Below are 23,859 nucleotides of genomic sequence, written 5' to 3'. Positions count from 1 at the left end.
GATAGACAATGTATATTAAGATAATGAATGGAATGTCGAATTTTCAATGAAATACATAAGAGAATTGAAAAAAGCATTGCAAAAACAATAAGTTTAATGGTAAAGTTCACATGAAGTTCACACGGAATACACTTCATTCATTTAAAATGAACTCTGTGTGAAAAATAAAACTCTTGTTAAAAAATGGAACTTAATGAATATTTTACTTTAATAATATTGTAAAGTATTAAGTTTATAAGTTTTTTAAAGAGGATAGTAGGGAAAGGAAGTAAAGACAACTTATGAAAAAAGTAATTGCAGGTTTAGCAGCAGCTTCAGTAGTAGGTGTTGCAGTTCCAGGTATGGATTCTGCTCAGGCACAAGTTTCAAATGAAGCGCTAAAAGAAATTAATGGACAAACTCAAACTCAAACGACTGTAACTGAAACAAAAAAGGTAGAAACAACTTCTGAATTAAAATACACGGTAACAGCTGATGTATTAAATGTACGTTCAGGTGCTGGTACAGGACATAACGTGATTTCTAAAGTGAAATCAGGTCAAGTACTACAAGTAATTGGACAAGAAAACGGTTGGTTCAAAGTAACTGTAAACGGTCAAACTGGTTATGTAAGTGGTGACTTCGTAACGACTGGTGGTAAAACAGGAACTACTGTTCAACAAGGAACTGGTACTTACACAGTAAACGTTTCTTCACTTAACGTACGTACAGGCCCAAGTACATCTCATACAGTATTAGGCTCTGTAAATAAAGGTAAAACAGTACAAGTTGTAGGTGAAGTACAAGATTGGTTTAAAATCAACTTCAATGGTGGAACTGGATACGTAAGCAAAGACTTCGTAACAAAAGGTGGTTCTGCTGTATCTAACGAAACACAACAACCAACTACAAACAACAATACTACTACAGTTCAAACTGGTGGTTCTTATGTTGTTAACACTGGTGCTTTAAAAGTACGTACAGGCCCAGCTACATACAACGCTGTAATCGGTGGCGTAACACAAGGTAAAGTATTAAACGTTACTGGCGCTGAAAATGGTTGGTACAAAATTAACCATAACGGCCGTACAGGTTACGTAAGTGCAGACTTCGTTAAGTTTGTAAAAGGCGGAGTAAACAACGTTACAAATAACAATAACGTTACAAATAACGTTCAACAACCAGGTAAAGACGTACAAAAACCAACAACAGGTGGAGATACATCTTCAATCGCTGGATTCGCTAGATCTTTAAATGGTTCACCATACAGAACTGCTGGTACAACACCTGCTGGTTTTGATTGCAGTGGATTCATTCACTACGTATTAAATCAAACTGGTCATAAAGGCGCTCGTCAAACAGTTGCTGGATACTGGAGCTCTAAAACAAAAACTAGCAATCCACAACCAGGTGATTTAGTATACTTCCAAAATACTTATAAATCAGGTCCTTCTCACATGGGTGTTTACTTAGGAAACGGTCAGTTCATTAGTGCAGAAACGGATGCAACTGGTGTACGTATTAGTTCTGTAAGTAACTCTTACTGGAGCAAGCACATGTTAGGTTACACAAAAGCATACTAAGAAAAAGTAGTTTATATACTTTTCGTATAGAGAAAAGGCTTTCCAGGGAAACTTGGGAAGCCTTTTTATAGTTGAATAAATTGGGAATGTAGTAGTTTTTACTGTAACTTCCCATTTAAAAATCGAGCGTATAGGTCATGGAAGTAGTTCGGGCGAAATAAGTTTGCTGCATGTCCTGCAAGCGGTATTTCTTTATATAAAACGTTAGGAAGAATGGATTTCAAATCAAAAAGACAAGATTTATAGAGATGATCATGTTCACCCATTACCCATAGAATAGGGTGGGGAAGTGATTTCAATTTAGATTTTAAATCGAATTCTAAACGATGCCGTAATGATTGGGCAATAATTGATGAATGCAATTGCAATCCGAAACGGTAATAAATATTTCTTGAAATGACTGCGAACGGATTTGCTTTTAGCATGCCACTTGGGAAAATGGTATTTGCGTATTGAGAGAGCCATTTAGAGTACTCGTCTCCTCGCTTCTCCCAGAACTTTTGAAATACGTTATATAAAAGGGATGGATTATTATAATGTCCACCAATGTGACAAATGCTCAATACTTTTTCTGGATGCATTTGTGCAAAAATTGTAGAGATATAACAGCCGTAACTTAGAGCGCAAATATGAGCTTTTTGAATGCCTTCTTTTTCATATAAATTCAATAATTGATCTACGAGGCGCTGTAATGAAAATTCGATATCTGCACCTTTATCATCGCCATGACCTAATAAGTCGTAAGTTATAATGTTATAGGTGGCTGAAAATCGTTTATGCTCTTTTTTGAAGGCACGACGATTGCCGACTAAGCCATGAATAAAAATGATTGTTTCCTTTTCGGAATGTATATTTGTTTGCAAAAAGGATACTCCTTTCAATAACGGGAGATTTATATAGTATTGTAAATTGGTTATCTATAATTCGCATAGAATAATATTTAGTACTAGGTAATAATATCAGATGTTTACATCTGTTGTAAAGATGCGTTTGCATGTATATTTTGTAAAAATAGAAAAAGTGTGTTTACATTCAGTTTACATTTGTATTGTATTCTATTTTTAGAAAGAACAGTTTGGTTTAACATGAGGAGATGAACAAAAATGGAAGTTAGAAATGAGATAGAGAAAAAAGGGAGCTGGAGGCAGTTTTTACGCCTTATTCAAGATACAAATCCTCCGAAAGGGATTCTTGCTTTTGCTTTATTAATGAGTTTGCTTTCTACGGGAGCTAGTTTATTTATACCGATGTTAACGAAAGGGTTAGTAGATAATTTTTCACTTTCGTCAATTAGTACAGGACAAATTGTTGGGCTAATTGCATTCTTTATTATGCAAACTATAGCCGCAGGATTGTCTATCTATTTACTAAATTATATTGGGCAGAAGATTGTAGCTGGACTGAGAGAACGTTTGTGGAAAAAGGTGCTTATTTTACCGGTAACTTATTATGATCAAAATAGAACAGGCGATACAATTAGCCGTATGACAAATGATACAGGAGTTGTGAAAACATTAATTTCTGAGCATTTGTCAAATTTATTAACAGGCGGTATTTCAATTGTTGGATCATTAATTGTATTATTTGTTTTAGACTGGAAAATGACACTTTTACTTTTAACGGTTATTCCGTTATCAGTACTCATTTTAGTTCCACTTGGACGAAAAATGTATAAGATTTCAAAAGCACTTCAAGATGAAACGGCTTCTTTTACTAGTGTATTAACACAAGTGTTATCAGAAATTCGTTTAGTGAAATCTTCGAACACAGAAAAAAAGGAATATGAAACTGGAAATAAAGGTATTGAAAAGCTATTGCAATTTGGTTTGAAAGAGGGAAAAGTGCAAGCGTTAATTTCACCAGTTATGTCGTTTGTTTTAATGGCATTGCTTGTTATTATCGTAGGATATGGTGGAATGCGAGTTTCTAGCGGTGCATTAACTACAGGAGAACTAGTAGCGTTTATTTTATATTTAGTTCAAATTATAATGCCGATGAGTCAATTATCTATGTTCTTTACACAATTCCAAAAGGCAATTGGTGCAACGGAAAGAATTAATACAATTTTAGAATATGAAGTAGAAGATCATGAAACTGGTGTGAAAGTCACAAATGCTAAGCAGCCAATCGTTCTTGAAAATGTATATTTCGAGTATAACGAAGAAGAGCAAGTTTTAAAGAATATTGATTTCACAATTGAATCAGGTAAAGTAACAGCAATCGTAGGACCAAGTGGTAGTGGGAAAACGACGTTATTCTCACTGTTAGAACGTTTTTACGAGCCAACTAGCGGTGCCATTAAATTAGGAAAAGACTCAATTAAGAATTATTCACTACAGTCATGGCGACGTCAAATTGGTTACGTTTCACAAGATAGTCCGTTAATTGATGGAACGATTCGTGATAATATTTGTTACGGTGTTGAGGGCGAAGTGACAGATGAAGAAATTGAAAAAGTAGCAGCAATGGCATATGTTGATGCATTTATTCATGATTTGCCAAACGGATACGCAACAGAAGTTGGAGAACGTGGTGTGAAGCTTTCTGGAGGGCAAAGACAACGAATTGCGATTGCTCGAGCGTTACTTCGAAATCCACAAATTCTTATGTTAGATGAAGCAACTTCTAGTCTAGATAGTAAATCCGAGTCTGTCGTTCAAAAGGCATTAAATAACTTAATGAAAGGCAGAACAACGTTAGTTATTGCACATAGACTTTCTACTGTTGTAGATGCAGATAAAATTATCTTTATAGAAAAAGGGAATCTTACAGGAAGCGGTACACATGATGAATTATTACAGACACATGATATGTATCGTGAATTTGCAACGCAACAATTGAAAATTAAAGAGGGCGCATTATAAAATGAATAATCAGTGGGGTATGTACTCCACTGATTATTCATTTTTAAAAGTTTTATTTAGAAAGGAAATGGTTCCTTTGATACCTAACATTTTAATAGTGGACGACGATCCGCATATTAGAGAACTTGTTTCTGTATTTTTAGAACGAGAAGGTTTTCAAACATATGAGGCAATTGATGGACTAGATGCACTTAAGAAAATAGATGAAGTGAAAGTCGATATGGTTATTCTTGATATCATGATGCCAAATATGGATGGATTTGATGTATGTTTTGAATTAAGGAAGTACTATGATATTCCGATTTTGATGCTAACTGCTAAAGGGGAAACGTCTCAAAAAGTAAAAGGATTTCACCTTGGCACAGATGATTATCTTGTAAAACCATTTGATCCGATAGAACTAGTAGTGAGAGTAAAGGCATTACTGAAACGTTACCAAATTACAGTATCGCAATCGATTCAAGTTGGAAATGTACTGTTAAATCGTAAAACATTTGAAGTTACAGCTGGAGAACAAACAGTTACGTTACCTCTAAAAGAATTCGAATTGCTCTTTACTTTAGGTTCTAAAGTAGGAAGAACTTGTTCGAGAGAGCAATTAATTGAAGATGTATGGGGATATGATTTTGAAGGGAATGAACGTACACTAGATGTTCATATTAATCGGCTACGTGAGAAGTTTCAAGTAGAGAAGTCGAAGTTCAGTATTAAAACGATAAGAGGTTTAGGGTATCGCTTAGAGGTAAGTAAATGAGAAAAAGAGAACGAATGAGCAAGTTGAAGATATTGAAAGTAACGGGAGCGATAATAGCGCTCTTTTCTTTTCTCACTATAATTTGGTCTATCGCATTTTATGTAGCAACTAGTATATTGAATGCTTTTGAAGTAAACGTATCGTCGTTTGTGGCCTTTCTAATTAGCGATATGGTCGGTTTTGTATTTATTGTTCTTATTTGGACATTGATTGGGATATTAATGAGACCAAAACGAGAGGCAATGATCTGGACTATTATTGAACCGATACAAAAAATTACAAAAGGAGACTTTTCCGTAAAAATACGAAATGAAGAAAAGTATGATGGAGAAATTGGTGTGCTCGTAAAAAGTATAAACGATATGACTGATGAACTGAATGCGATGGAGAAAATGCGTCAGGAATTTGTATCGAATGTTTCACATGAAATACAGTCACCATTAACTTCTATAAAAGGATTTGCTAGAGCGCTACAAGACGATAATCTTTCCGAGGAAAAAAGAAAGCATTATCTTACTATTATTGAAACGGAAACGACGAGATTATCTAAGTTAAGTCAAAACTTACTGAAACTAACTCTTTTAGAGGCGGAAGAGTATACACCAGAAAGAGTGGCGTATCGATTAGATCAACAGTTAAAGCAAATTGTATTAAATAGTGAACCGCTCTGGGCTGAAAAAGAAATTGAATTAGAACTGGATTTAGAAAAAGTAAATGTTATTGCTGACCAAGAAAGTATGAGTCAAGTGTGGATTAATTTAATTCATAATAGTATTAAATTTACGCCAAGTGGTGGCACAATTACAATCCAGTTACAAAAACATGAGAAAGTAGTGGAAGTACGTATTCGCGATTCGGGAATTGGTATATCCGAAGAACAGAAACAACATATTTTTGAACGTTTTTATAAAGCGGACACTTCACGAAATCGTACTTATGGAGGAAGTGGCTTAGGTTTGGCCATCGTAAAAAAAGTACTCGACCTTCATCAAGGAGAAATAAAAGTCGAGAGTGAGGAAGGGAATGGCGCAGAATTTATTGTGTGTATTCCGAATAATGAAGGAAAATAGTGTTAGGAGGATATCTTCTAACACTATTTCTCTTTAAAAATACATTCCCCGTTACTGCAACTATATTGATAAGCCTTTCCTTCGTTATTCATACGGTATGAATAATCTGATTTTTTATCTTTCTTAAAGTTAACATATGCTTCTGCACCGTTTTTATCATCATCGATATCAATGAATTGAACGCTTCGTATAGAATAATCCTTTTTTTCACTTAAACCTCTTTCTTGTAAGTTTGTATGAATACCTCTTATTAATTGGTCGAACAGTGACCAATTTAAATTAAGATGCTCAAATGATTCAGTATGTCTTCCTAAAATGCCATTGTCTTGTATTATTTTATTATTATTATCGTATGTATAAGAGTATGTAAAATAGGGTTCGTCTTTATATACTACCTCTGCATAATAGCCGATATTATAAATGGGAGTATATTTTCCAGTTATGCTTTGTATTTCTTCTTGCTTATAGTTTTTTATAGTATGGAGATAATTGCTAGTATCTTTTTCTATTACTTTATAATGTAGTGGATTACCAAATATAAAGTACATCGCAAAAAATATGATACATAGTCCGACTGCAGTTAGTGACAAGAACCATTTTTTTCTTTTCATACACATACACTCCCCTATGCTGGATTTATTTTTATTTTACATGAATGATGATAAAACATGTGAGACTTATAAAAAAATATTATAGTTACCCACAGGTAACCTACGCACATGAAAGTGCATCATTGCCTTTTTACATAAATATAGTTACACTTTTAATATAATAATAAACAACTGAGACGATTAAGGAGTGTTATACTTGGCAGAATTATTACAAGGCAAAAATGCTTTAATTACAGGAGCAGGTAGAGGGATTGGTCGTGCTGTAGCGATTGCATTAGCGAAAGAAGGCGTAAACGTAGGTCTTTTAGCTCGTTCAGAAGAAAACTTAAAAGCTGTAGCGAAAGAAGTAGAAGCAGAAGGCGTAAAAGCTGTTATTGCGACTGCTGATGTATCTTCATATGAAGAGGTAACGACTGCAATTGAAACGTTAAAAACCGGTTTAGGATCTATCGATATTTTAATTAATAACGCTGGTATTTCTAAATTCGGTAAGTTTTTAGAACTAGACGTTGCTGATTGGGAAAAAATCATTCAAGTAAACTTAATGGGTGTGTACTATGCAACTCGTGCAGCTTTACCAAGTATGATTGAACAACAATCTGGTGATATCATTAACATTTCATCTACAGCAGGACAAAAGGGTGCACCTGTAACAAGTGCATACAGTGCTTCTAAATTTGGTGTTCTTGGCTTAACAGAATCGTTAGCGATGGAAGTTCGTAAACATAACATTCGTGTGACAGCTTTAACACCAAGTACAGTAGCAACGGATATGGCTGTAGATTTAGGATTAACTGATGGAAACCCAGATAAAGTAATGCAAGCAGAAGATATTGCAGAGTTTATCGTAGCACAGCTGAAATTAAATAAACGTACATTTATTAAATTAGCAGGACTTTGGTCTACTAATCCGTAAGGGATAAATTTAGAAACAAAAGAAGGGATATCTATTCTGTGATGGAGTGGATGTCCCTTCTTTATTTTTTGTATATGAGACAGAAATTACAGTATAATCAAAAGTGAATGGTAGAAAAGTATTAAGAAATTGAAGGGGATGGTATTTACATGAGTACGATTGAGAGATGGATGGCTGTTGATCAATATGTGAGTGATGTATTAATACCGAAAGATTCTACATTAGAAGAAGTTCTTCAAGCAAACGCTGCAGCTAAATTACCAGCACACGATGTATCGCCAACGCAAGGTAAGTTTTTGCAACTACTAGTACAAATTCAAGGGGCTCGTAATATATTAGAGATTGGTACTCTAGGTGGATATAGCACGATATGGCTTGCAAGGGGATTGCCATCTGGAGGCCGAGTTGTTACTTTGGAAGCAAGCGAAAAACATGCAGAAATTGCACGTAGCAATATTGAGCGTGCCAATTTGAATGATAGAATTGAAGTACGAACAGGATTAGCTTTAGATTCTTTACGGCAAATCGAAAATGAGAAGTATGAACCATTTGATTTTATTTTTATAGACGCCGATAAACAAAATAACCCTGCTTATTTTGAATGGGCACTGAAGCTATCACGCCCTGGTACTATAATTATTGGGGATAACGTAGTACGTGAAGGAGAAGTTATTGACAATACGAGTAATGATCCTCGCGTGCAAGGGATACGTCGCTTCTATGAATTAATAGCTGAAGAGCCAAGTGTAAGTGCTACTGCGCTTCAAACTGTAGGAAGTAAAGGCTACGATGGGTTTGTAATGGCAGTCGTAAAAGAATGATGAAAGGAGATAAAAAGATGAAAAAGAAATTTCAAAAATTATAACATGTATCGTGTACAACACAGCTAGCTCGTGGACCTCCAACATACTTGGAAATATAAGTTTATATAAAAATTGGAGGTTAGGAATAGATGAGAACTGAAAAAGAAATGTTAGACTTAATTATTAGTACAGCAAAAGAGGATGGAAGAATTCGAGCTGTCATCATGAATGGGTCACGTGTAAATCCACATGTGAAAAAAGATTGTTTTCAAGACTATGATATTATGTATGTTGTAAATGATATACAATCTTTTACGTCTAATCATAATTGGATTCATAGATTTGGCGAAATAATGATTGTACAAATGCCGGAAGAAATGTCATTAGTTCCAGCAGATGAAGACGGGAAATTTCCGTATTTAATGCAGTTTATGGATGGAAACCGAATTGATTTAACGTTAGTTCCCGTTGATTTGATACATACATTCGTTGGGCAAGATAGTTTAAGTAAACTGCTTCTTGATAAAGATAATTGTATTAACGAATTTCCACCAGCAAGCGATAAGGATTACTTAATAAAAAAGCCTACAGAAAAAGAGTTTTTAGATTGCTGTAATGAATTTTGGTGGTGTAGTACGAATGTGGCAAAAGGACTATGGAGAGAAGAACTTTCTTATGCGAAAGGGATGCTTGATGGTCCAGTACGAGATATGTTCATCGTAATGCTAGAATGGCATATTGGTATGAAAACAGACTTTACAGGTAATGCAGGGAAGTTTGGGAAGCATTTCGAGCAATATATTGAAAAAGATATGTGGGAGCAATTTAAAAGAACTTTTTCTAATGCAGAATATGAAAACATATGGGAGTCATTCTTTGTCATGGGTAATTTATTTAGGGAAGTAGCGAATGAAATTGCTAACACATATGGGTATCAATACCCGCAAGGTGATGATGACAGAGTGACGAGCTATTTAAAACATGTAAAAGCTTTGCCGAAAGATAGTGCATCGATTTATTAATTGTATAAATCAGTAAGACTGTCCAAATTATGGACAGTCTTATTTTTGTTCATGAATAATAATTTCTCTAACAAAGTGCAGATGAATCACATATGAAATTTTAGGGAGGTTTTTATCATGTATTATTTTTATTCGTCAGAAATGTTTGCCCCATATGAATGGGGACTAGAACGAGATGTTTCGTACGCCTATATGCCATATAACTCATTTTATTATGGAGACTATATAAGCTCATTGCCATACGCATATATCCCTCAAAACTATACAGTACAAATGAAAGCATATGAGCGTGGATCGTGGACACCATTTTCGTGGGTCGAAAAATATGCGTACGCATTTTCAGGGCCGTACAATAAAGCGGAAGTAGCTCTTACATTTGATGATGGACCAGATTTAGAATTTACGCCGAAAATTTTAGATAAGTTAAAACAACATAATGTGAAGGCGACTTTCTTCTTGCTTGGTGAAAACGCAGAAAAGTATCCGAATGTAGTAAAACGTATTGCGAATGAAGGGCATGTAATTGGTAATCATACGTACAGCCATCCAAACTTAGCGAAAGTAAATGATGCTGAGTACCGTAATCAAATTATGAAAACGGAAGAAATATTAAATCGTTTAGCTGGTTATGCACCGAAATTTATTCGTCCGCCATACGGTGAAATACTTGAAAATCAATTGAAGTGGGCAACAGAGCAAAACTTTATGATTGTACAGTGGAGTGTTGATACAGTTGATTGGAAAGGTGTAGATGCGGACACAATTACAAATAATGTGTTAGGGAATTCATTTCCTGGCAGTGTCATACTTCAGCATTCGACTCCAGGTGGACATTTGCAAGGATCTGTAGAGGCGCTAGACAAAATTATTCCGCAGTTAAAAACGAAAGGGGCACGCTTTGTAACGCTGCCAAGTATGTTCCAAACATCGAAAGAGAGAAAATAAAGTAGAATTTAATTCAGTCGGGTTTTGTCAATTATCCACTGAGTGTAAGCTCTCGTTAATCGGGCTTATACGGGCACCCCATGCATTTGCAGAAATTTGAGTTGAGATTCTTATTGTTCGCAAATAGCAGGATACAGAATAGGACTCCCAAGTACTTTAAAATGGGAGTCCTATTTTATTTATAAACTATTATTTTCTAGTAAGTCTTTTCCTTTTGCTATAACAAATTCATAGTATGCAAGATCATATGGATAAATATCTTCAAATGTTATCGTTATTGGTTTATTGTTTAAAACAGAAATAGCCGTAAAAGATGAAATCTCTCTTTTTAATAGTTGTAGAAAAGAAGTTGCATGTATTTTCATCACATCGTCTACTTCTTCACCTGGTGCAAATGGAAGTGTATTGATGACATTGTGAAAATACATATGACAAAATTCACGATCAGTAAGATTTGAAATTTCATAATCTATTTTAAAGATTCCTTTGTATGCTAAATCGGTAGTTTGAAAGAAAAGTCCTAGTTCTTCTTCAATTTCACGAAGACCGCCAATTTGTACATCTTCATCATGCATAATATGTCCAGCTGAAGTAATATCCCATATACCCGGCGCTTCTTTTTTATTTTTAGAGCGTAATTGAAAATATAAAAACATATCTTCATCATCTTTTTCTACAAACCAACAATGAAATGTTTCGTGCCAATCACCGTCGCGATGCACTTCATCACGTAATTTCTTCCCAAGTATATTTCTTTCAGTATCAAATATTGTTAACCACTCTGTCATTTGAATTCCCCTTTCTGCCAATTATATTATACAATATTTGTATTGAATTTTGAGAAAATAAAGAAAAGAGGTAGTTATAAGTGGGGAGAGAGAGTAAGGAAATAAAATCGATTATTTCAACAGAGGAAGAGTTACGAAAAATATTGGGGCGACCAAGTGAGCGAGCTTTGAAAAAAGTTATTTCATCATTAGACCATCATTGCATAGATTTTCTGTCTAAATCTCCTTTTCTAGTATTATCTACTGCAAATAAATTAGGAGAGTGTGATGCTTCGCCGAGAGGAGACGCACCTGGATTTGTATACGTATTAAATAATAATAAAATTATCATTCCAGAAAGACCAGGAAACCGTCGTATAGATTCCATTTTGAATATTATTTCAAATTCGCACGTAGGGTTACTCTTTTTGATTCCTGGTCTTGGGGAGACACTCCGAATAAACGGCCGAGCATTCATTACAAACGATGAAGAAATTTTGCAAGAAATGCAGGCAAATGGACGCAATCCGTTACTTGGAATTGTTGTTGAAATAGAGGAATGCTATATTCATTGCGCGAAAGCTTTTATTCGTTCAAAAATGTGGGATTCAGAGTCATGGCTAAATAAAAAAGAGTTACCTTCAGCAGCAAAAATGTTGCTGGAGCATGCGAAAGTGAATGGTTCAGAAGAAGATGTTGCACGTTCTTTAGAAGAAAGTTATACGAAAAGATTGTATTAAAAAAGCTTTATTAATATATTTTTTGAGGCGGATTTCTACTTGTTTTAGAATGGAGTATTTATATATAAACCGTTGATTTACAAACTGGGGAAATTACAAAATAGGTAAATCAAGCGGTGGTTGTAAAATGTTATTGTGAAATATAATAAAATAGTATCTTGAAAATAGTTAGTAAAAATAGGCTTGCTTTTTAAAAAGTTGATAACTATAATAAGTTAACAAATAGACATGAACGAAAAAGTAACGATAAGGACATGAAATCATTTTTACGGTTTACAGAGAGGGAAGTCAAGGGTGTGAGCTTCCTAACACGAGAAATGGTTTTACCACCTTTGAACTTCAATAGTGAACGAGTAATCTAGTAATTATTGACGGAATCAGCCGTTATCTGAACTTGAGCAATCTAGAAGGAAATAAGTCTGGATTGGAACAAGGGTGGAACCACGAAAACACATTCGTCCCTTTCCTAGGGATGAGTGTGTTTTTTTATGGGATTAGAGATTGAAAATTAAAAATAATTAAAAAATAGTATTGATTTTGTTGTTTATGCGAGTATAATGAATTAACAAATAAACATGAGCGAAAAAGTAACGATAAGGACACGGAATCATTTTTACGGTTTACAGAGAGGGAAGCCAAGGGTGTGAGCTTCCTAACACGAGAAATGATTTTACCACCTTTGAACTTCAATAGTGAACGAGTAATCTAGTAATTATTGACGGAATCAGCCGTTATCTGAACTTGAGCAATCTAGAAGGAAATAAGTCTGGATTGGAACAAGGGTGGAACCACGAAAACACATTCGTCCCTTTCCTAGGGATGAGTGTGTTTTTTTACTTTGAAAGGAGGTGCAGTAAAATGAAACGATTTGTACGTACGGAAATAACCACCACCTGCATGATTAAAAAGCAGAGCAAGGTGATTGATAGAGATAAATAATAAAATTGTAGGAGGAGATTAGAAGATGAATAACGTTATTAATGTTGGGGTGTTAGGATTAGGTACGGTCGGAAGTGGTGTTGTCCATATTTTGAAAGAACATTATAAAAAAATTGCACTTGATACAGGGTATGAAGTGAAGGTAAAGACAGTCGTTGTACGTGACTTAGAAAAAGAACGTGATGTTTGCATTGATGGAATCGTAGTAACAAGTCATGTCGATGAAGTTCTAAATGATCCAAATATTGATATTGTAGTAGAGGTAATGGGCGGAATTGAAGAAGCAAAGCAACATATTGTTAAGGCTTTACGAAATAAAAAACATGTCGTAACAGCAAATAAAGATTTAATGGCTGTATACGGTGCGGAACTTCTCCACCTGGCGAACGAAAATGATTGTGATCTATGTTATGAAGCAAGTGTAGCGGGCGGTATTCCGGTGTTAAGAGGATTAACAGACGGATTAGCTTCAGATCAAATTGAAAAAATAATGGGAATTGTAAATGGCACAACAAATTATATGTTAACAAAGATGAGTCAAAAAGGATGGTCGTATGAAGAGGCTTTACAGGAAGCACAAAAATTAGGTTTCGCAGAATCGGATCCAACAGCGGATGTAGATGGGTTAGATGCGGCGAGAAAGGTAGCCATTCTTGCAAACTTAGGTTTTTCGATGAATGTTTCTTTAGATGATGTGCAAGTAAGAGGGATTCGAAAGGTCGAAAAAGAAGATTTACAAATGGCTGAAAAGTTAGGATTTACTATGAAATTAATTGGTAAAGCAGAGAAACAAGGGTCAGCCATTCATTTAAGTGTAGAACCGACACTTTTACCAAGCCATCATCCATTATCGAATGTAAATAATGAATTTAATGCAGTATATGTTCACGGTCAAGCGGTAGGAGAAGTAATGTTTTACGGCCCTGGAGCTGGGAAGTTACCGACTGGTTCTGCTGTAGTAAGTGATATTATTTCAATCGTTAAAAGTATGAATCAAGTTCCGAAAAATAAAAGTGCGTTAAAAGAACCAGAACCGTATGAATTACAAGGAGATGAAGAAGTCGTTTCGAAATATTTCTTACGTATTTCATTACGAGATGAACCTGGGATGTTACAAAAAATAACAGAATGTTTCGTTAATTATTCTGTAAGTTTAAAAGAAGTTATTCAATTACCTTTAAATCGTGAACTTGCAGAAGTCGTTGTTGTGACACATCAAACTTCAAAGTATCAATTTGAACGAGTACTAGGAGCGATAGAAAATGTCGCAAGTGAAATAAACAGTTATTACATTATTGAGGAGGAAAAACAATATGTATAAAGGATTATTAAAACAGTATGCTTCTTATTTACCGGTGAATGAAAATACACCTGATGTCAGCTTAATGGAAGGAAATACACCGCTTATTCCGTTATTAAATATATCAAAACAATTAGGAATTCAGTTATACGGTAAGTATGAAGGAGCGAATCCGACAGGTTCTTTTAAAGATCGTGGTATGGTAATGGCTGTTGCGAAGGCGAAAGAAGAAGGTTCGGAGGCAATTATTTGTGCATCAACAGGTAATACTTCGGCATCGGCCGCAGCATACGCGGCACGCCTTGGAATGAAATGTATTATCGTAATACCGGAAGGAAAGATTGCGCATGGAAAATTAGCGCAAGCAGTCGCCTATGGAGCTGAAATCATTTCAATAGAAGGAAATTTTGATGATGCACTTAAGGCTGTAAGAAATATTGCTGCGGAAGAGCCGATTACATTGGTGAATTCAGTAAATCCTTATCGAATTGAAGGGCAAAAAACAGCAGCGTTTGAAATTTGTGACCAGTTGCAAAGTGCACCAGATGTTTTAGCGATTCCTGTTGGGAATGCTGGGAATATTACAGCGTACTGGAAAGGTTTCTGTGAATATGAGAAAGAAAAAGGCTATAAGAAGCCAAGAATTCACGGATTTGAAGCGGAAGGAGCAGCAGCAATTGTAAAAGGACATGTCATTGAAGAACCTGAAACAATTGCAACAGCGATTCGTATCGGTAACCCCGCAAGTTGGTCATATGCAGTAGAGGCTGCTGAACAGTCTCACGGTGAAATAGATATGGTATCAGATGAAGAAATTTTACATGCGTATAGATTATTAGCAAAAACGGAAGGGGTTTTCGCTGAGCCGGGATCAAATGCTTCATTAGCAGGTGTAATTAAACATGTTCAATCTGGAAAAATTAAAAAAGGAGAGACAGTTGTTGCAGTTTTAACTGGAAACGGCTTGAAAGATCCTGATATCGCAATTTCTTCTAATACATTAGACATTGCAAGTGTTTCAAATAATATAGAACAAATTAAAGAACATATTAAAGGGGTGATTATGTCGTGATACCATTAAGTATTCGTGTTCCTGCTAGTACAGCGAATGTTGGACCTGGATTTGATTCAGTAGGAATAGCTTTGTCATTATATTTAGATGTGGTGGTAAAAGAAAAAGCTGATAAATGGCAAGTAATTCATTCCTTTGAAGAGTCAATTCCGACAGACGATAAAAATTTAATCGTTAGCACGGCATGTAAAGTGAGTCCTTCTTTATTACCCCATATAATAGAAGTTACTAGTAATATCCCGCTTACAAGAGGACTAGGAAGTAGTGCATCAGCCATTGTAGCAGGGATAGAGCTTGCGAATCAACTTGGCAATTTGAACTTAACAACTGATCAAAAAGTTCAAATTGCTACAAATTTTGAAGGACATCCAGATAATGTTGCTGCTTCTATATTAGGAGGAACTGTAATCGGAGCACTTGATGGAAAGAATGTTTCGGTTGTAAGAATTGAAAGTAAGGAATTAGGTGTAATTTCTCTTATTCCAAATGAAGAGTTAAATACAGAGGAAAGCCGATCTGTATTACCAGATGTGTTTCCATTTCATGAAGCAGTTAAGGCTAGTGCAATCAGCAACGTATTAGTAGCTGCGTTTTGTCAAAAGAAGTGGGAAGTTGTAGGTGAAATGATGGAAAGAGATCATTTTCACGAGCCGTATCGTTTAGAACTCGTACCGCTATTACCATCAATTCGTAAATGTGCAAAAGAGTTTGGCGCATACGGCACAGCGCTTAGTGGTGCAGGTCCATCCATTTTTATATTGACGCCATATGATAAACGTCAAGAAATTGCTGAGCAATTAGCGAGAGTATTTACGTCTATGAAAGTGTGTGAGCTAGAAATCGATCATAGAGGAATTACTGTAAATAAAGAAGAACATATAGAACTATAAAAAAGCTAGCATTGCTAGCTTTTTTTGTTGTAAATATCTTTTCAGTTGGCATATAAAAGAAAAGTAATAATGTATAATTTAGTAAAGCGTGTATTCATTTGGAGGTGATCGTATGAAAAAAGAGTCACCAGAAGAAAACAGGGAACGTATAAGGCAAAGTGAATTGAAAAATAATCCTACCGGTTCTTTACATGATGGATTCAACAGAGCTGAATCAGGTAGTCCAGTGGATATGACGGGTGGTATGAATTGGAAAGGTACAGCGCTAGTAATTTTAGTGCTAGTTTTAGGGTATATTATATACACTTATTTTTTTAGTTAAAAAATAAGTGTTAAAGCTTCGAATTATTTGCTTTTATATTTAGTGGGGATGAAAAAACACGGTTATTGTACTACATATACTTTAAGCAGATTATAGTTGTTCATACATACTTATTTATAATACTCAAAATAGAGCTAGCGTTATGCTAGTTCTATTTTTTTTGCCACATTCCTGTAACAAAGCCCCTGTATATTCAGTGGTGGAGGTGCAGAAGATGAAAAAAATGATAGCAATATGTCTTCTTACAACGATGTCATTTTCGACTTTAGTCGGGTGTGATGTAAAAGGTAACAAGGCTGTACAAGGGTCTAAAGTAAAGAAAGCGACGTATAAAGAGTTTACTTACGATGTAAATCCAGAGACTTTCATGTTAACTGTAGAACATGATGGTGTAAAGGAACAGGCGTCACAGCCGTTACCGAAAATGAAGGTGTCGAATGTAAAAAAAGACAAGGATCGCACATCTTGGGAATATCCAGATCAAAAAGTAAAAGTGAATCTAGAAAAGAAAAAAGATCACTTAAATATTGAAGTGGAATCGACTGGTGCAGAAAGCTTTACGTGGCCGAAAGTACAAGCTGAAAATTATACACTTCCGTTATGGGAAGGTAAGCAAATTCCGAGTAATGATGAAAATTGGAAGAAGTTTTTAAAGGATGATGCATATTCATTTGCTGAATCATTTTCTATGAAGTTTTTTGCGTTAAATGGTTCGAAATATTCAATTGTATTTATTGCGAACAATATGTTTAATAATGAATTGAAATTTCATTCGGATCCGAAAATAGGATTTGATTTTATACATGAATTCCCGAGTATAAATAAAAATAAAGCATATGGATTTCAATTATATGTGACAAATAATGATGCAGTCAGTATTGCTAAACTGTATAAGGATAATATTGCTCGAAAAGGTGAATTTAAAACATTACAAGAAAAGGCTAGAAAAAATAAAGAGATTGAAAAACTTTATGGTGCTGCTCATTTTTATTTTTGGAATCAAAATGGTTTGTCTGACAGTAACGTAAATTGGCCTAAAATAAGAGAGCAAATAAATAGTCCTGTATTTAGTCATATAAAAGGGCTTATTCAAAAGAATAGTTCGGAGCCTGGAGAACTGAGTGTGTTTGAGCAAGTAAGTAAACAAGATTTCATTGATAAGTACCAAAAAAATGTTATTTTGCGTTATGTAAATGAAGTATTATCAATGAAGGAATTGTATAAAGATGATATTTTTCAAAAGGTTGATCAGAACGCTAGTGAGTTATTAAACAAAGGGGTAGATCACTTATCGAAGATGGAGTTATATAACTTAAATAAGCATGTATTAAAGTCGGCGCTCGGTGATGCGATTGAAGAAGTAAGTAAATGGGGTAAGGCAGATGGAACGGATATTATAAAGGAAATGAAAGAATCAGGAATAGACAAAGCGTGGATTGGGTTACCGAACTGGGAACAAGGGTATATGCAGCCTGATTTCGTGACAGAAGCTAAGAAAATGGGATATTTGGTTGGTCCGTATGATTCTTATCATTCTATTCACGAAAAAGCTGATAAAAATTGGAATACAGCTTCTTTTCAGGATCCATCGTTATATGAAGAGGCAACTGTGACGAAGAAAAATGGAGAAAAAGCGCAAGGATTTTTAGGTAGAGGGCGAAAGTTAAATCCAACTTTATCTCTTCCTAGTGTAAAAGAGCGAATGAACGAGATATTAAAAAATGGACCTAAATATAATTCATGGTTTATTGATTGTGATGCAACAGGTGAAATTTATGATGACTATTCAGCCAAACATATAACGACACAAGAACAAGATTTAAAAGCAAGATTGCAACGAATGGATTATATTGCGCAAGAAAAAGGTATGGTAGTTGGCTCAGAAGGCGGAAATGACTTTGCAAGTAGTACGATTACATTTGCTCACGGTATTGAAACGCCGGTTATTAAATGGGACGATGAAGATATGAGGAAAAATAAAACAAGTCCGTATTATGTGGGCGGATATTGGTCACCGAATCAAAATGTTCCAGAAAAATATGCAAAACAAGTACCGTTAAAAGAAGAATATAAACAAGTATATTTAAATCCAGTATATTCGGTACCGTTATATAAATTAGTATACAATGATTCTGTAATTACAACGCACCACTGGGAATGGGGAAGTTTGAAAGTAAAAGATGAGGTAGGGAACCGTATGCTATACGAATTATTGTATAATGTTCCTCCGTTGTACCATTTAGATGAAGTAGAGTGGAATAAGCATAAACAAGAAATTACGCAGCACCTGAAAGTTTGGAATGACGTTCATGAAAAGGCAGTAGAAGAAGAAATGACGAACTTTGTATATTTGTCAGAAGATAAATTAGTTCAATCTGCTTCTTATGGAAAAGATATTAAAATTATTGTGAATTTCTCGAATGAAGAGATAGAAATAGAAAAGACGAAATTAAAAGCAAAATCCGCTTTCATTAATAATCATGGGAAGAAAACAATGTATACACCGCTTGAGAGATAATATGAAATGTATTGTTGCATTACTAATTTTTCAGGTGAAAATTGAAGGATTCGAAACGAATAAATTTATAAATCTATAATTTCGAATGTTGCGAAGTGTTAAATATTTGAAGTTGGAAAATAGTGACTTGCCAAAAATAAGCACGAGAGTATAATGTGAAATGGAATACATATTGGATTCATCATGTAACCTTACAAAAATGTAAGGTGTTTGAAAGGAAATTCAATATGAAGAATACTAGACATACATTATACTAGGGAAAGAGAAAGAGAGGCGAATGAAGATGAGCTCTGAATTAGAACAAAATACGAGAAGCAATAAAAAACGTTCTAAAAGAAGGTCAATAAAATGGTTCATTTTAATTCCATTTTTCCTACTTATTTTTGGAGGAGTAGGATATGGATCATTAATATATAATAAAGCAAAAGCTGTTGTAAGTGATGCGTATGCACAAATTGATAAATCATCAAAACGTGATAAAGAAGTTGAGCCTTTAAAGGATAACATCTCTATTTTAATTATGGGTGTAGATGGTAGTGAAATGCGAAAAAGTCAATATGGTGAAGCTGTTCGCACAGATGCACTTTTATTAGCAACAATTAATAAAGATGATAAATCAGTTAAATTAGTAAGTATTCCGCGTGATTCACGTGTATATATTCCATCTAGAAAGAAATTAGATAAAATTACACACGCACACGTATTTGGTGGTGTTGAAAGTACACGAGATACAGTGGAAAGATTTTTAAATGTTCCTGTTGATTATTATGTGAAGTTTAACTTTGAATCATTCGTACAAATTGTCGATTCACTTGGTGGTATTGATATTGTTGTACCTGTTACTTTCACAGAGCAAGATAGTAAAGACCAAGCGGGTATGATTCATTTAGAAAAAGGCTTCCAACATTTAAATGGAGAACAAGCACTTGCACTTGCAAGAACGCGTAAAATTGATAGTGACGCAATGCGTGGACAAAGACAACAACTTGTAATAGAAGCAATTGCAAAAAAAGCGATGTCTGTGCAATCAATTAGCAAAATGGGCTCTTTACTTGATGCGGTTGATAAAAATATGAAAACGAACTTAACTTTCGATGATATGCTTGCGATTACAAAAAATATGGCAGGATCTAATTTAGAAATGGAAAAAATGCAAATAGAAGGTACGGATAAACGTATCGGAGGTATTTATTATTACATTCCAAATGAAAAAAATGTGAAAGATATTTCGAAAAAATTAAATGATCATCTAGGTGTAACACCGAAACCAGTTCGAAACGAATAATAAAAAAAGATTGGCTTTCGCCAATCTTTTTTTATCGGAATGGATTTGTAACTTTTCTGTAACGATTTTTTATTTTAGAAAAACTATACTCATATGTATGAGAATATTGGAGAAGCAAAAAGTAAAGAAAAATAATAAAAATCTGTAATAAGGAAAGATATCATATGCAGAAATGGATAGGCATTATGGGAATCATTTTTATGTTGACTGGATGTAAAATGTCTGAAGCTCCAACAAGTTTAATGGGTGCTCCTGCCAATGAGAAATGGATTAATGAAATAAAAGAGCAAATAGATAAAGATTTGCCTGTTAATTATCGATTGCTTACTCCAATGTCTAATAAAGATAAACAGATGATTTGGTCAATGGATTTTAAACAAGATAATAAGAAAGAAGCCATCTTATTTTATAAATTACCGAATGAAGATCATAGCGTATATTTAGCTGTCTATGAAGAAGTTGGGAATGTCTGGAAATTAAAGTCCGCGCACAGATTTGATGGTGGAGATGTAGATATCGTTGAAGTCGGTGATTTTACAGGGAACGGGAAGCGAGAGTTATTAATCGGAATTTCTGTAAGTCGTGAATCGTTAGAACATGTTATGTATGTTTTTTCGGAAGAAAATGAAGATATGAAGGAAATATATAATCGAAGTTATACGAAGTTATTCATAGAGGATTTAAATAAAAATGGACTGAAAGATATAAGTCTTGTTACGTATGAAAAAGATGAGAAATTGACAGTTGAGTTCATGGAACAATTTAAGACTTTATCTGAAGCGTCATTCGATCCATTTATAAATAGTATTCAAAGAATACAAATGGGCCGCATTTCTGAATCACTAAAGGCGGTTGTAATTGACGCAGGTGTTGGTGCTCATTCAGGGATAACATATGTAGCAAAATTTGATAAGGGCCATTATGAGCCACTACCTATAGATGGGAAAGAAGATTTATTCAATGATTATGTAGTCGAAAGCAAAGATATAAATGAAGACGGCATTATTGAATTTGTTCGTACAGTGCGTCCAAAAGGTTGGGAAGAAGTATCATACGGAGAGAGTACGATGTTTGAACGTTATATTCAGTGGAGTGAAGATGAAATTAAACCGATAGAAGAAAGATATATAAATATAGAGAAAGGTTATTTTGTCAAAATCCCGCAAGCGTTAATTGGAAAAATAACTGTTCCAGTTCAGCAAGAAGCATCAGATATTCAAAAATTTATAGATACTACGACAAATGAACTATGGCTTGAAGTTCATATATTTAAACGGAAAGAATGGTTCAAAATAAAAGGATACGAGGCAGCAGTCAAAACGGCTTCTCACGTATATGCCGTACCGAAACAACCACATTTTGAAAAAGTGAAAGCATATGTAAAACCGCTAGCCGATTATCAACAAGAGTAGGGAGGTGGAAATTATGCCAACAATTTTAGTTTTAGAAGATGAAATGCCTATTCGTAGTTTTATCGTCTTGAATTTGAAACGTGCTGGATTTTATGTGTTAGAAGCTAGTACGGGAGAAGAGGCGTTACAGATTTTATGTGAACATACTGTTGATGTAGCATTACTTGATGTAATGTTACCAGGAATTGATGGTTTTCAAGTTTGTAAATCCATCCGGGAAGAAAATAAAAAAATAGGTATTATTATGTTAACCGCACGCGTACAAAATGAAGATAAAGTACAAGGACTAGGAATTGGTGCAGATGATTATATCGCAAAGCCGTTTAGTCCAGTGGAATTAACTGCACGTATACAATCGTTACTAAGGAGAATAGAAGTACATCATGAAAAAGCGAATATCATCATATCTGGCCCATTTTCGTTAAATGTAATAGAGGAAAGACTATATAAAGGTGGACAATTAGTCGATTTAACCCCTACAGAGTATATGATATTACAGTATTTGATGAATCAGGCTTCAAAGCCGGTTTCACGTGATGAAATTTTAAATATGATTTGGGGAACGAATTATGTAGGTGAGACGAAAGTAGTAGATGTAAATATGAGGCGGTTACGCCAAAAAATAGAATGTAATCCATCAGAACCTGAATTTATTCTTACTGTGTGGGGAAAAGGATATGTGTGGAAGGAAAGTATAAGATGAAAAGAAAAGTGACTTTATATTTTATGACGGTCATTATACTTATGCTTGTATTATTTGAAGTCGTATTTTCAGTCTCAATTTATCGATATTATTATAATGGTATTGTGCAATATATAGAATCTCATGCGAAGACAAGTACGCGATTTTTCTCTGAATACAATTCACTATACTTTATTCGATTGCAAGAATACAGCGGGGATATAATTGAGAGCTTTCAGTTAGAAGGAACCGAATTACAATTAATTGATCGGCATGGTACGATTATACAATCGTCAAGTGGACAAAAGGTAGAAGGTAAAGTAGTTATTCCATATTCGTTACTAGAAGGAGAAATGTATCATCAAGTGACTGCTACGAAAGACAATGTGAAACAATTGGAAGTGATTAGTCCACTTATTCATCAAGGACAAACGATCGGTGCTTTGAAATATACAACTGTTTTAACGAATGTAAATGCAAAGATTATTGAAATTATTATGTTTACTATTTCAGTTGGAATTGTCATTTCTGGTATCGTATTCTTAATCAGTAGACGATTAGCGAATTCGTTTGTTAAACCTATCGAATCTATTATTCATGCTTCTTCACAAATTGCAGAAGGTACATTAAAGAAGAAAATTAAAGAGGATTATCCAGGTGAATTAGGTGAGTTGGCACATAGTTTAAATCATATGTCTAATAAAATAGAAAAAGCGGAACAGATGAAAAATGAATTCATTGCTTCTATTTCTCATGAAATACGAACGCCTTTAACTGGAATTAAAGGTTGGAGTGAGACGTTAAAAACGGTAGATCATTTAACAGAAGAAGAGATAAAGCAAGGTATGGGAATTATATCAGGTGAGACAGACCGATTGATTCATTTAGTAGAAGAATTGCTAGATTTTTCAAGATTACAATCAAATCATTTCAATTTATATAAACAAAAGGTGCAAATATACGATATACTAGAGGAGACGATTTGGCAATTAACTCCTAACGCTGAAGAGAAAGAAATTCAATTTATTGATACGATAGAAGGAATTGAATTGATGGGAGATCGAAATAGGCTAAAGCAAATTTTCTTGAATATTGTTCAAAATGCTATTAAATATTCACATGATAAAGGTACAATACACATTGAAGCGACTAACAATGAAGGACAAGCAGTGATCAAGGTGAAAGACGAAGGGATTGGAATTGCTAAAGAGCATTTACCATATATAGAACAGTCATTTTACCAGATTAATAACCATGCTACAGGTGCTGGTCTCGGTTTAGCTATCGTTAAAAAAATGGTGGAGCTTCATGGAGGTACACTTAGTATTATAAGTAAAGAAGGAATAGGAACAACCATTTTAATAAAACTCCCATTATAATACATA

General features: G+C 34.5%; 21 protein-coding genes and 2 other annotated features. Of the genes, 18 read left to right on the top strand and 3 right to left on the bottom strand.

Annotation, left to right across the window (positions count from 1 at the left end):
* Positions 1–281 precede the first annotated feature (281 nt).
* Positions 282–1,562 (top strand): enterotoxin EntFM, encoded by a 1,281-nt coding sequence (gene entFM, locus DN394_RS14320; protein ID WP_000755541.1) that lies wholly within the window; start codon positions 282–284, stop codon positions 1,560–1,562.
* Between the two features lie 98 nt (positions 1,563–1,660).
* Here the strand turns inward: entFM and DN394_RS14315 are convergent, their stop codons facing one another.
* Positions 1,661–2,425 (bottom strand): alpha/beta fold hydrolase, encoded by a 765-nt coding sequence (locus DN394_RS14315; RefSeq protein ID WP_001194295.1) that lies wholly within the window; start codon positions 2,423–2,425, stop codon positions 1,661–1,663.
* A gap of 240 nt (positions 2,426–2,665) precedes the next feature.
* On the opposite strand from DN394_RS14315, the gene DN394_RS14310 reads away from it, so the two are divergent.
* The 3 genes from DN394_RS14310 to hitS all read left to right on the top strand — a co-directional run bounded on the left by DN394_RS14310 (position 2,666) and on the right by hitS (position 6,250).
* Positions 2,666–4,426: an ABC transporter ATP-binding protein gene (locus DN394_RS14310; RefSeq protein ID WP_048566554.1), complete on the top strand. Its 1,761-nt coding sequence runs from the start codon at positions 2,666–2,668 to the stop codon at positions 4,424–4,426.
* A gap of 76 nt (positions 4,427–4,502) precedes the next feature.
* Positions 4,503–5,180 carry a response regulator transcription factor gene (gene hitR / locus DN394_RS14305; protein ID WP_217993610.1) on the top strand — a complete coding sequence of 226 codons (678 nt, stop codon included), beginning with the start codon at positions 4,503–4,505 and terminating at the stop codon, positions 5,178–5,180.
* The gene (hitS, locus tag DN394_RS14300; protein ID WP_149293901.1) at positions 5,177–6,250 is read left to right on the top strand and encodes an envelope stress sensor histidine kinase HitS; all 1,074 of its coding nucleotides are present in this window, start codon (positions 5,177–5,179) and stop codon (positions 6,248–6,250) included. The genes hitR and hitS overlap by 4 nt, the downstream gene beginning before the upstream one ends.
* A gap of 23 nt (positions 6,251–6,273) precedes the next feature.
* On the opposite strand, the gene DN394_RS14295 is transcribed toward hitS, so the two are convergent.
* Positions 6,274–6,861, bottom strand: a complete 588-nt coding sequence (locus tag DN394_RS14295) for a DUF3139 domain-containing protein (RefSeq protein WP_064056572.1) — start codon at positions 6,859–6,861, stop codon at positions 6,274–6,276.
* Between the two features lie 196 nt (positions 6,862–7,057).
* Between DN394_RS14295 and DN394_RS14290 the strand changes: the two genes are divergently transcribed.
* The 4 genes from DN394_RS14290 to DN394_RS14275 all read left to right on the top strand — a co-directional run bounded on the left by DN394_RS14290 (position 7,058) and on the right by DN394_RS14275 (position 10,547).
* Positions 7,058–7,777 carry a 3-ketoacyl-ACP reductase gene (locus DN394_RS14290; protein WP_141474933.1) on the top strand — a complete coding sequence of 240 codons (720 nt, stop codon included), beginning with the start codon at positions 7,058–7,060 and terminating at the stop codon, positions 7,775–7,777.
* 149 nt (positions 7,778–7,926) lie between these two features.
* Complete coding sequence (locus tag DN394_RS14285) at positions 7,927–8,598, top strand: O-methyltransferase (protein ID WP_149293900.1); 672 nt, start codon at positions 7,927–7,929, stop codon at positions 8,596–8,598.
* A 131-nt stretch (positions 8,599–8,729) separates the two neighbouring features.
* Positions 8,730–9,602: an aminoglycoside 6-adenylyltransferase gene (locus tag DN394_RS14280; protein WP_098084217.1), complete on the top strand. Its 873-nt coding sequence runs from the start codon at positions 8,730–8,732 to the stop codon at positions 9,600–9,602.
* 117 nt (positions 9,603–9,719) lie between these two features.
* Positions 9,720–10,547: a peptidoglycan-N-acetylglucosamine deacetylase gene (locus tag DN394_RS14275; RefSeq protein ID WP_098084215.1), complete on the top strand. Its 828-nt coding sequence runs from the start codon at positions 9,720–9,722 to the stop codon at positions 10,545–10,547.
* A 179-nt stretch (positions 10,548–10,726) separates the two neighbouring features.
* On the opposite strand, the gene DN394_RS14270 is transcribed toward DN394_RS14275, so the two are convergent.
* Complete coding sequence (locus DN394_RS14270) at positions 10,727–11,335, bottom strand: NUDIX hydrolase (RefSeq protein WP_098704894.1); 609 nt, start codon at positions 11,333–11,335, stop codon at positions 10,727–10,729.
* An 80-nt stretch (positions 11,336–11,415) separates the two neighbouring features.
* Here DN394_RS14270 and DN394_RS14265 point away from each other — a divergent pair, with 80 nt between their 5' ends.
* From DN394_RS14265 to DN394_RS14215, 10 genes are all read left to right on the top strand, one after another.
* Complete coding sequence (locus DN394_RS14265; RefSeq protein WP_046959169.1) at positions 11,416–12,054, top strand: pyridoxamine 5'-phosphate oxidase family protein; 639 nt, start codon at positions 11,416–11,418, stop codon at positions 12,052–12,054.
* Positions 12,055–12,288: 234 nt separating this feature from the next.
* Positions 12,289–12,520 (top strand) — a binding site (T-box leader).
* A 115-nt stretch (positions 12,521–12,635) separates the two neighbouring features.
* Positions 12,636–12,867: a binding site (T-box leader), on the top strand.
* 151 nt (positions 12,868–13,018) lie between these two features.
* On the top strand, positions 13,019–14,314 hold the full coding sequence (locus tag DN394_RS14260) for a homoserine dehydrogenase (protein ID WP_001066909.1): 1,296 nt from the start codon (positions 13,019–13,021) through the stop codon (positions 14,312–14,314).
* A complete protein-coding gene (gene thrC, locus DN394_RS14255) occupies positions 14,307–15,365 on the top strand; it encodes a threonine synthase (RefSeq protein WP_000276442.1) in 1,059 nt (352 codons plus the stop codon). The genes DN394_RS14260 and thrC overlap by 8 nt, the downstream gene beginning before the upstream one ends.
* Positions 15,362–16,255, top strand: coding sequence for a homoserine kinase (thrB, locus tag DN394_RS14250; RefSeq protein WP_000612661.1), 894 nt, complete (start codon positions 15,362–15,364; stop codon positions 16,253–16,255). Before thrC ends, thrB begins: the two co-directional genes overlap by 4 nt.
* 112 nt (positions 16,256–16,367) lie before the next feature.
* Positions 16,368–16,577, top strand: coding sequence for a DUF6366 family protein (locus DN394_RS14245; RefSeq protein ID WP_046959171.1), 210 nt, complete (start codon positions 16,368–16,370; stop codon positions 16,575–16,577).
* Positions 16,578–16,791: 214 nt separating this feature from the next.
* Positions 16,792–19,095, top strand: coding sequence for a glycoside hydrolase (locus tag DN394_RS14240; protein ID WP_098084212.1), 2,304 nt, complete (start codon positions 16,792–16,794; stop codon positions 19,093–19,095).
* A 283-nt stretch (positions 19,096–19,378) separates the two neighbouring features.
* Positions 19,379–20,380 carry an LCP family protein gene (locus DN394_RS14235; protein WP_098704893.1) on the top strand — a complete coding sequence of 334 codons (1,002 nt, stop codon included), beginning with the start codon at positions 19,379–19,381 and terminating at the stop codon, positions 20,378–20,380.
* Between the two features lie 164 nt (positions 20,381–20,544).
* Positions 20,545–21,792 carry a hypothetical protein gene (locus tag DN394_RS14225; protein ID WP_098704892.1) on the top strand — a complete coding sequence of 416 codons (1,248 nt, stop codon included), beginning with the start codon at positions 20,545–20,547 and terminating at the stop codon, positions 21,790–21,792.
* Between the two features lie 13 nt (positions 21,793–21,805).
* Entirely contained in the window at positions 21,806–22,495 is a 690-nt protein-coding gene (locus DN394_RS14220; protein ID WP_046954999.1) for a response regulator transcription factor, read from the top strand.
* A complete protein-coding gene (locus DN394_RS14215) occupies positions 22,492–23,853 on the top strand; it encodes a sensor histidine kinase (protein ID WP_097993918.1) in 1,362 nt (453 codons plus the stop codon). The genes DN394_RS14220 and DN394_RS14215 overlap by 4 nt, the downstream gene beginning before the upstream one ends.
* Positions 23,854–23,859 lie beyond the last annotated feature (6 nt).

The organism is Bacillus sp. BB081 (assembly GCF_008368895.1).
Classification (GTDB): domain Bacteria; phylum Bacillota; class Bacilli; order Bacillales; family Bacillaceae_G; genus Bacillus_A; species Bacillus_A wiedmannii.
This window is presented reverse-complemented; position numbering and strand designations above follow the sequence as displayed.

What these genes read in the sequence shown, in the direction of transcription:
- DN394_RS14285 (WP_149293900.1), top strand. Translation starts at nt 7,927, where the DNA reads ATGAGTACGATTGAGAGATGGATGGCTGTTGATCAATATGTGAGTGAT.
- entFM (WP_000755541.1), top strand. Translation starts at nt 282, where the DNA reads ATGAAAAAAGTAATTGCAGGTTTAGCAGCAGCTTCAGTAGTAGGTGTT.
- DN394_RS14225 (WP_098704892.1), top strand. Translation starts at nt 20,545, where the DNA reads ATGCAGAAATGGATAGGCATTATGGGAATCATTTTTATGTTGACTGGA.
- DN394_RS14215 (WP_097993918.1), top strand. Translation starts at nt 22,492, where the DNA reads ATGAAAAGAAAAGTGACTTTATATTTTATGACGGTCATTATACTTATG.
- DN394_RS14235 (WP_098704893.1), top strand. Translation starts at nt 19,379, where the DNA reads ATGAGCTCTGAATTAGAACAAAATACGAGAAGCAATAAAAAACGTTCT.
- DN394_RS14245 (WP_046959171.1), top strand. Translation starts at nt 16,368, where the DNA reads ATGAAAAAAGAGTCACCAGAAGAAAACAGGGAACGTATAAGGCAAAGT.
- DN394_RS14310 (WP_048566554.1), top strand. Translation starts at nt 2,666, where the DNA reads ATGGAAGTTAGAAATGAGATAGAGAAAAAAGGGAGCTGGAGGCAGTTT.
- DN394_RS14240 (WP_098084212.1), top strand. Translation starts at nt 16,792, where the DNA reads ATGAAAAAAATGATAGCAATATGTCTTCTTACAACGATGTCATTTTCG.
- DN394_RS14295 (WP_064056572.1), bottom strand. Translation starts at nt 6,861, where the DNA reads ATGAAAAGAAAAAAATGGTTCTTGTCACTAACTGCAGTCGGACTATGT.
- DN394_RS14275 (WP_098084215.1), top strand. Translation starts at nt 9,720, where the DNA reads ATGTATTATTTTTATTCGTCAGAAATGTTTGCCCCATATGAATGGGGA.
- DN394_RS14220 (WP_046954999.1), top strand. Translation starts at nt 21,806, where the DNA reads ATGCCAACAATTTTAGTTTTAGAAGATGAAATGCCTATTCGTAGTTTT.
- hitS (WP_149293901.1), top strand. Translation starts at nt 5,177, where the DNA reads ATGAGAAAAAGAGAACGAATGAGCAAGTTGAAGATATTGAAAGTAACG.
- DN394_RS14280 (WP_098084217.1), top strand. Translation starts at nt 8,730, where the DNA reads ATGAGAACTGAAAAAGAAATGTTAGACTTAATTATTAGTACAGCAAAA.
- thrC (WP_000276442.1), top strand. Translation starts at nt 14,307, where the DNA reads ATGTATAAAGGATTATTAAAACAGTATGCTTCTTATTTACCGGTGAAT.
- DN394_RS14260 (WP_001066909.1), top strand. Translation starts at nt 13,019, where the DNA reads ATGAATAACGTTATTAATGTTGGGGTGTTAGGATTAGGTACGGTCGGA.
- DN394_RS14270 (WP_098704894.1), bottom strand. Translation starts at nt 11,335, where the DNA reads ATGACAGAGTGGTTAACAATATTTGATACTGAAAGAAATATACTTGGG.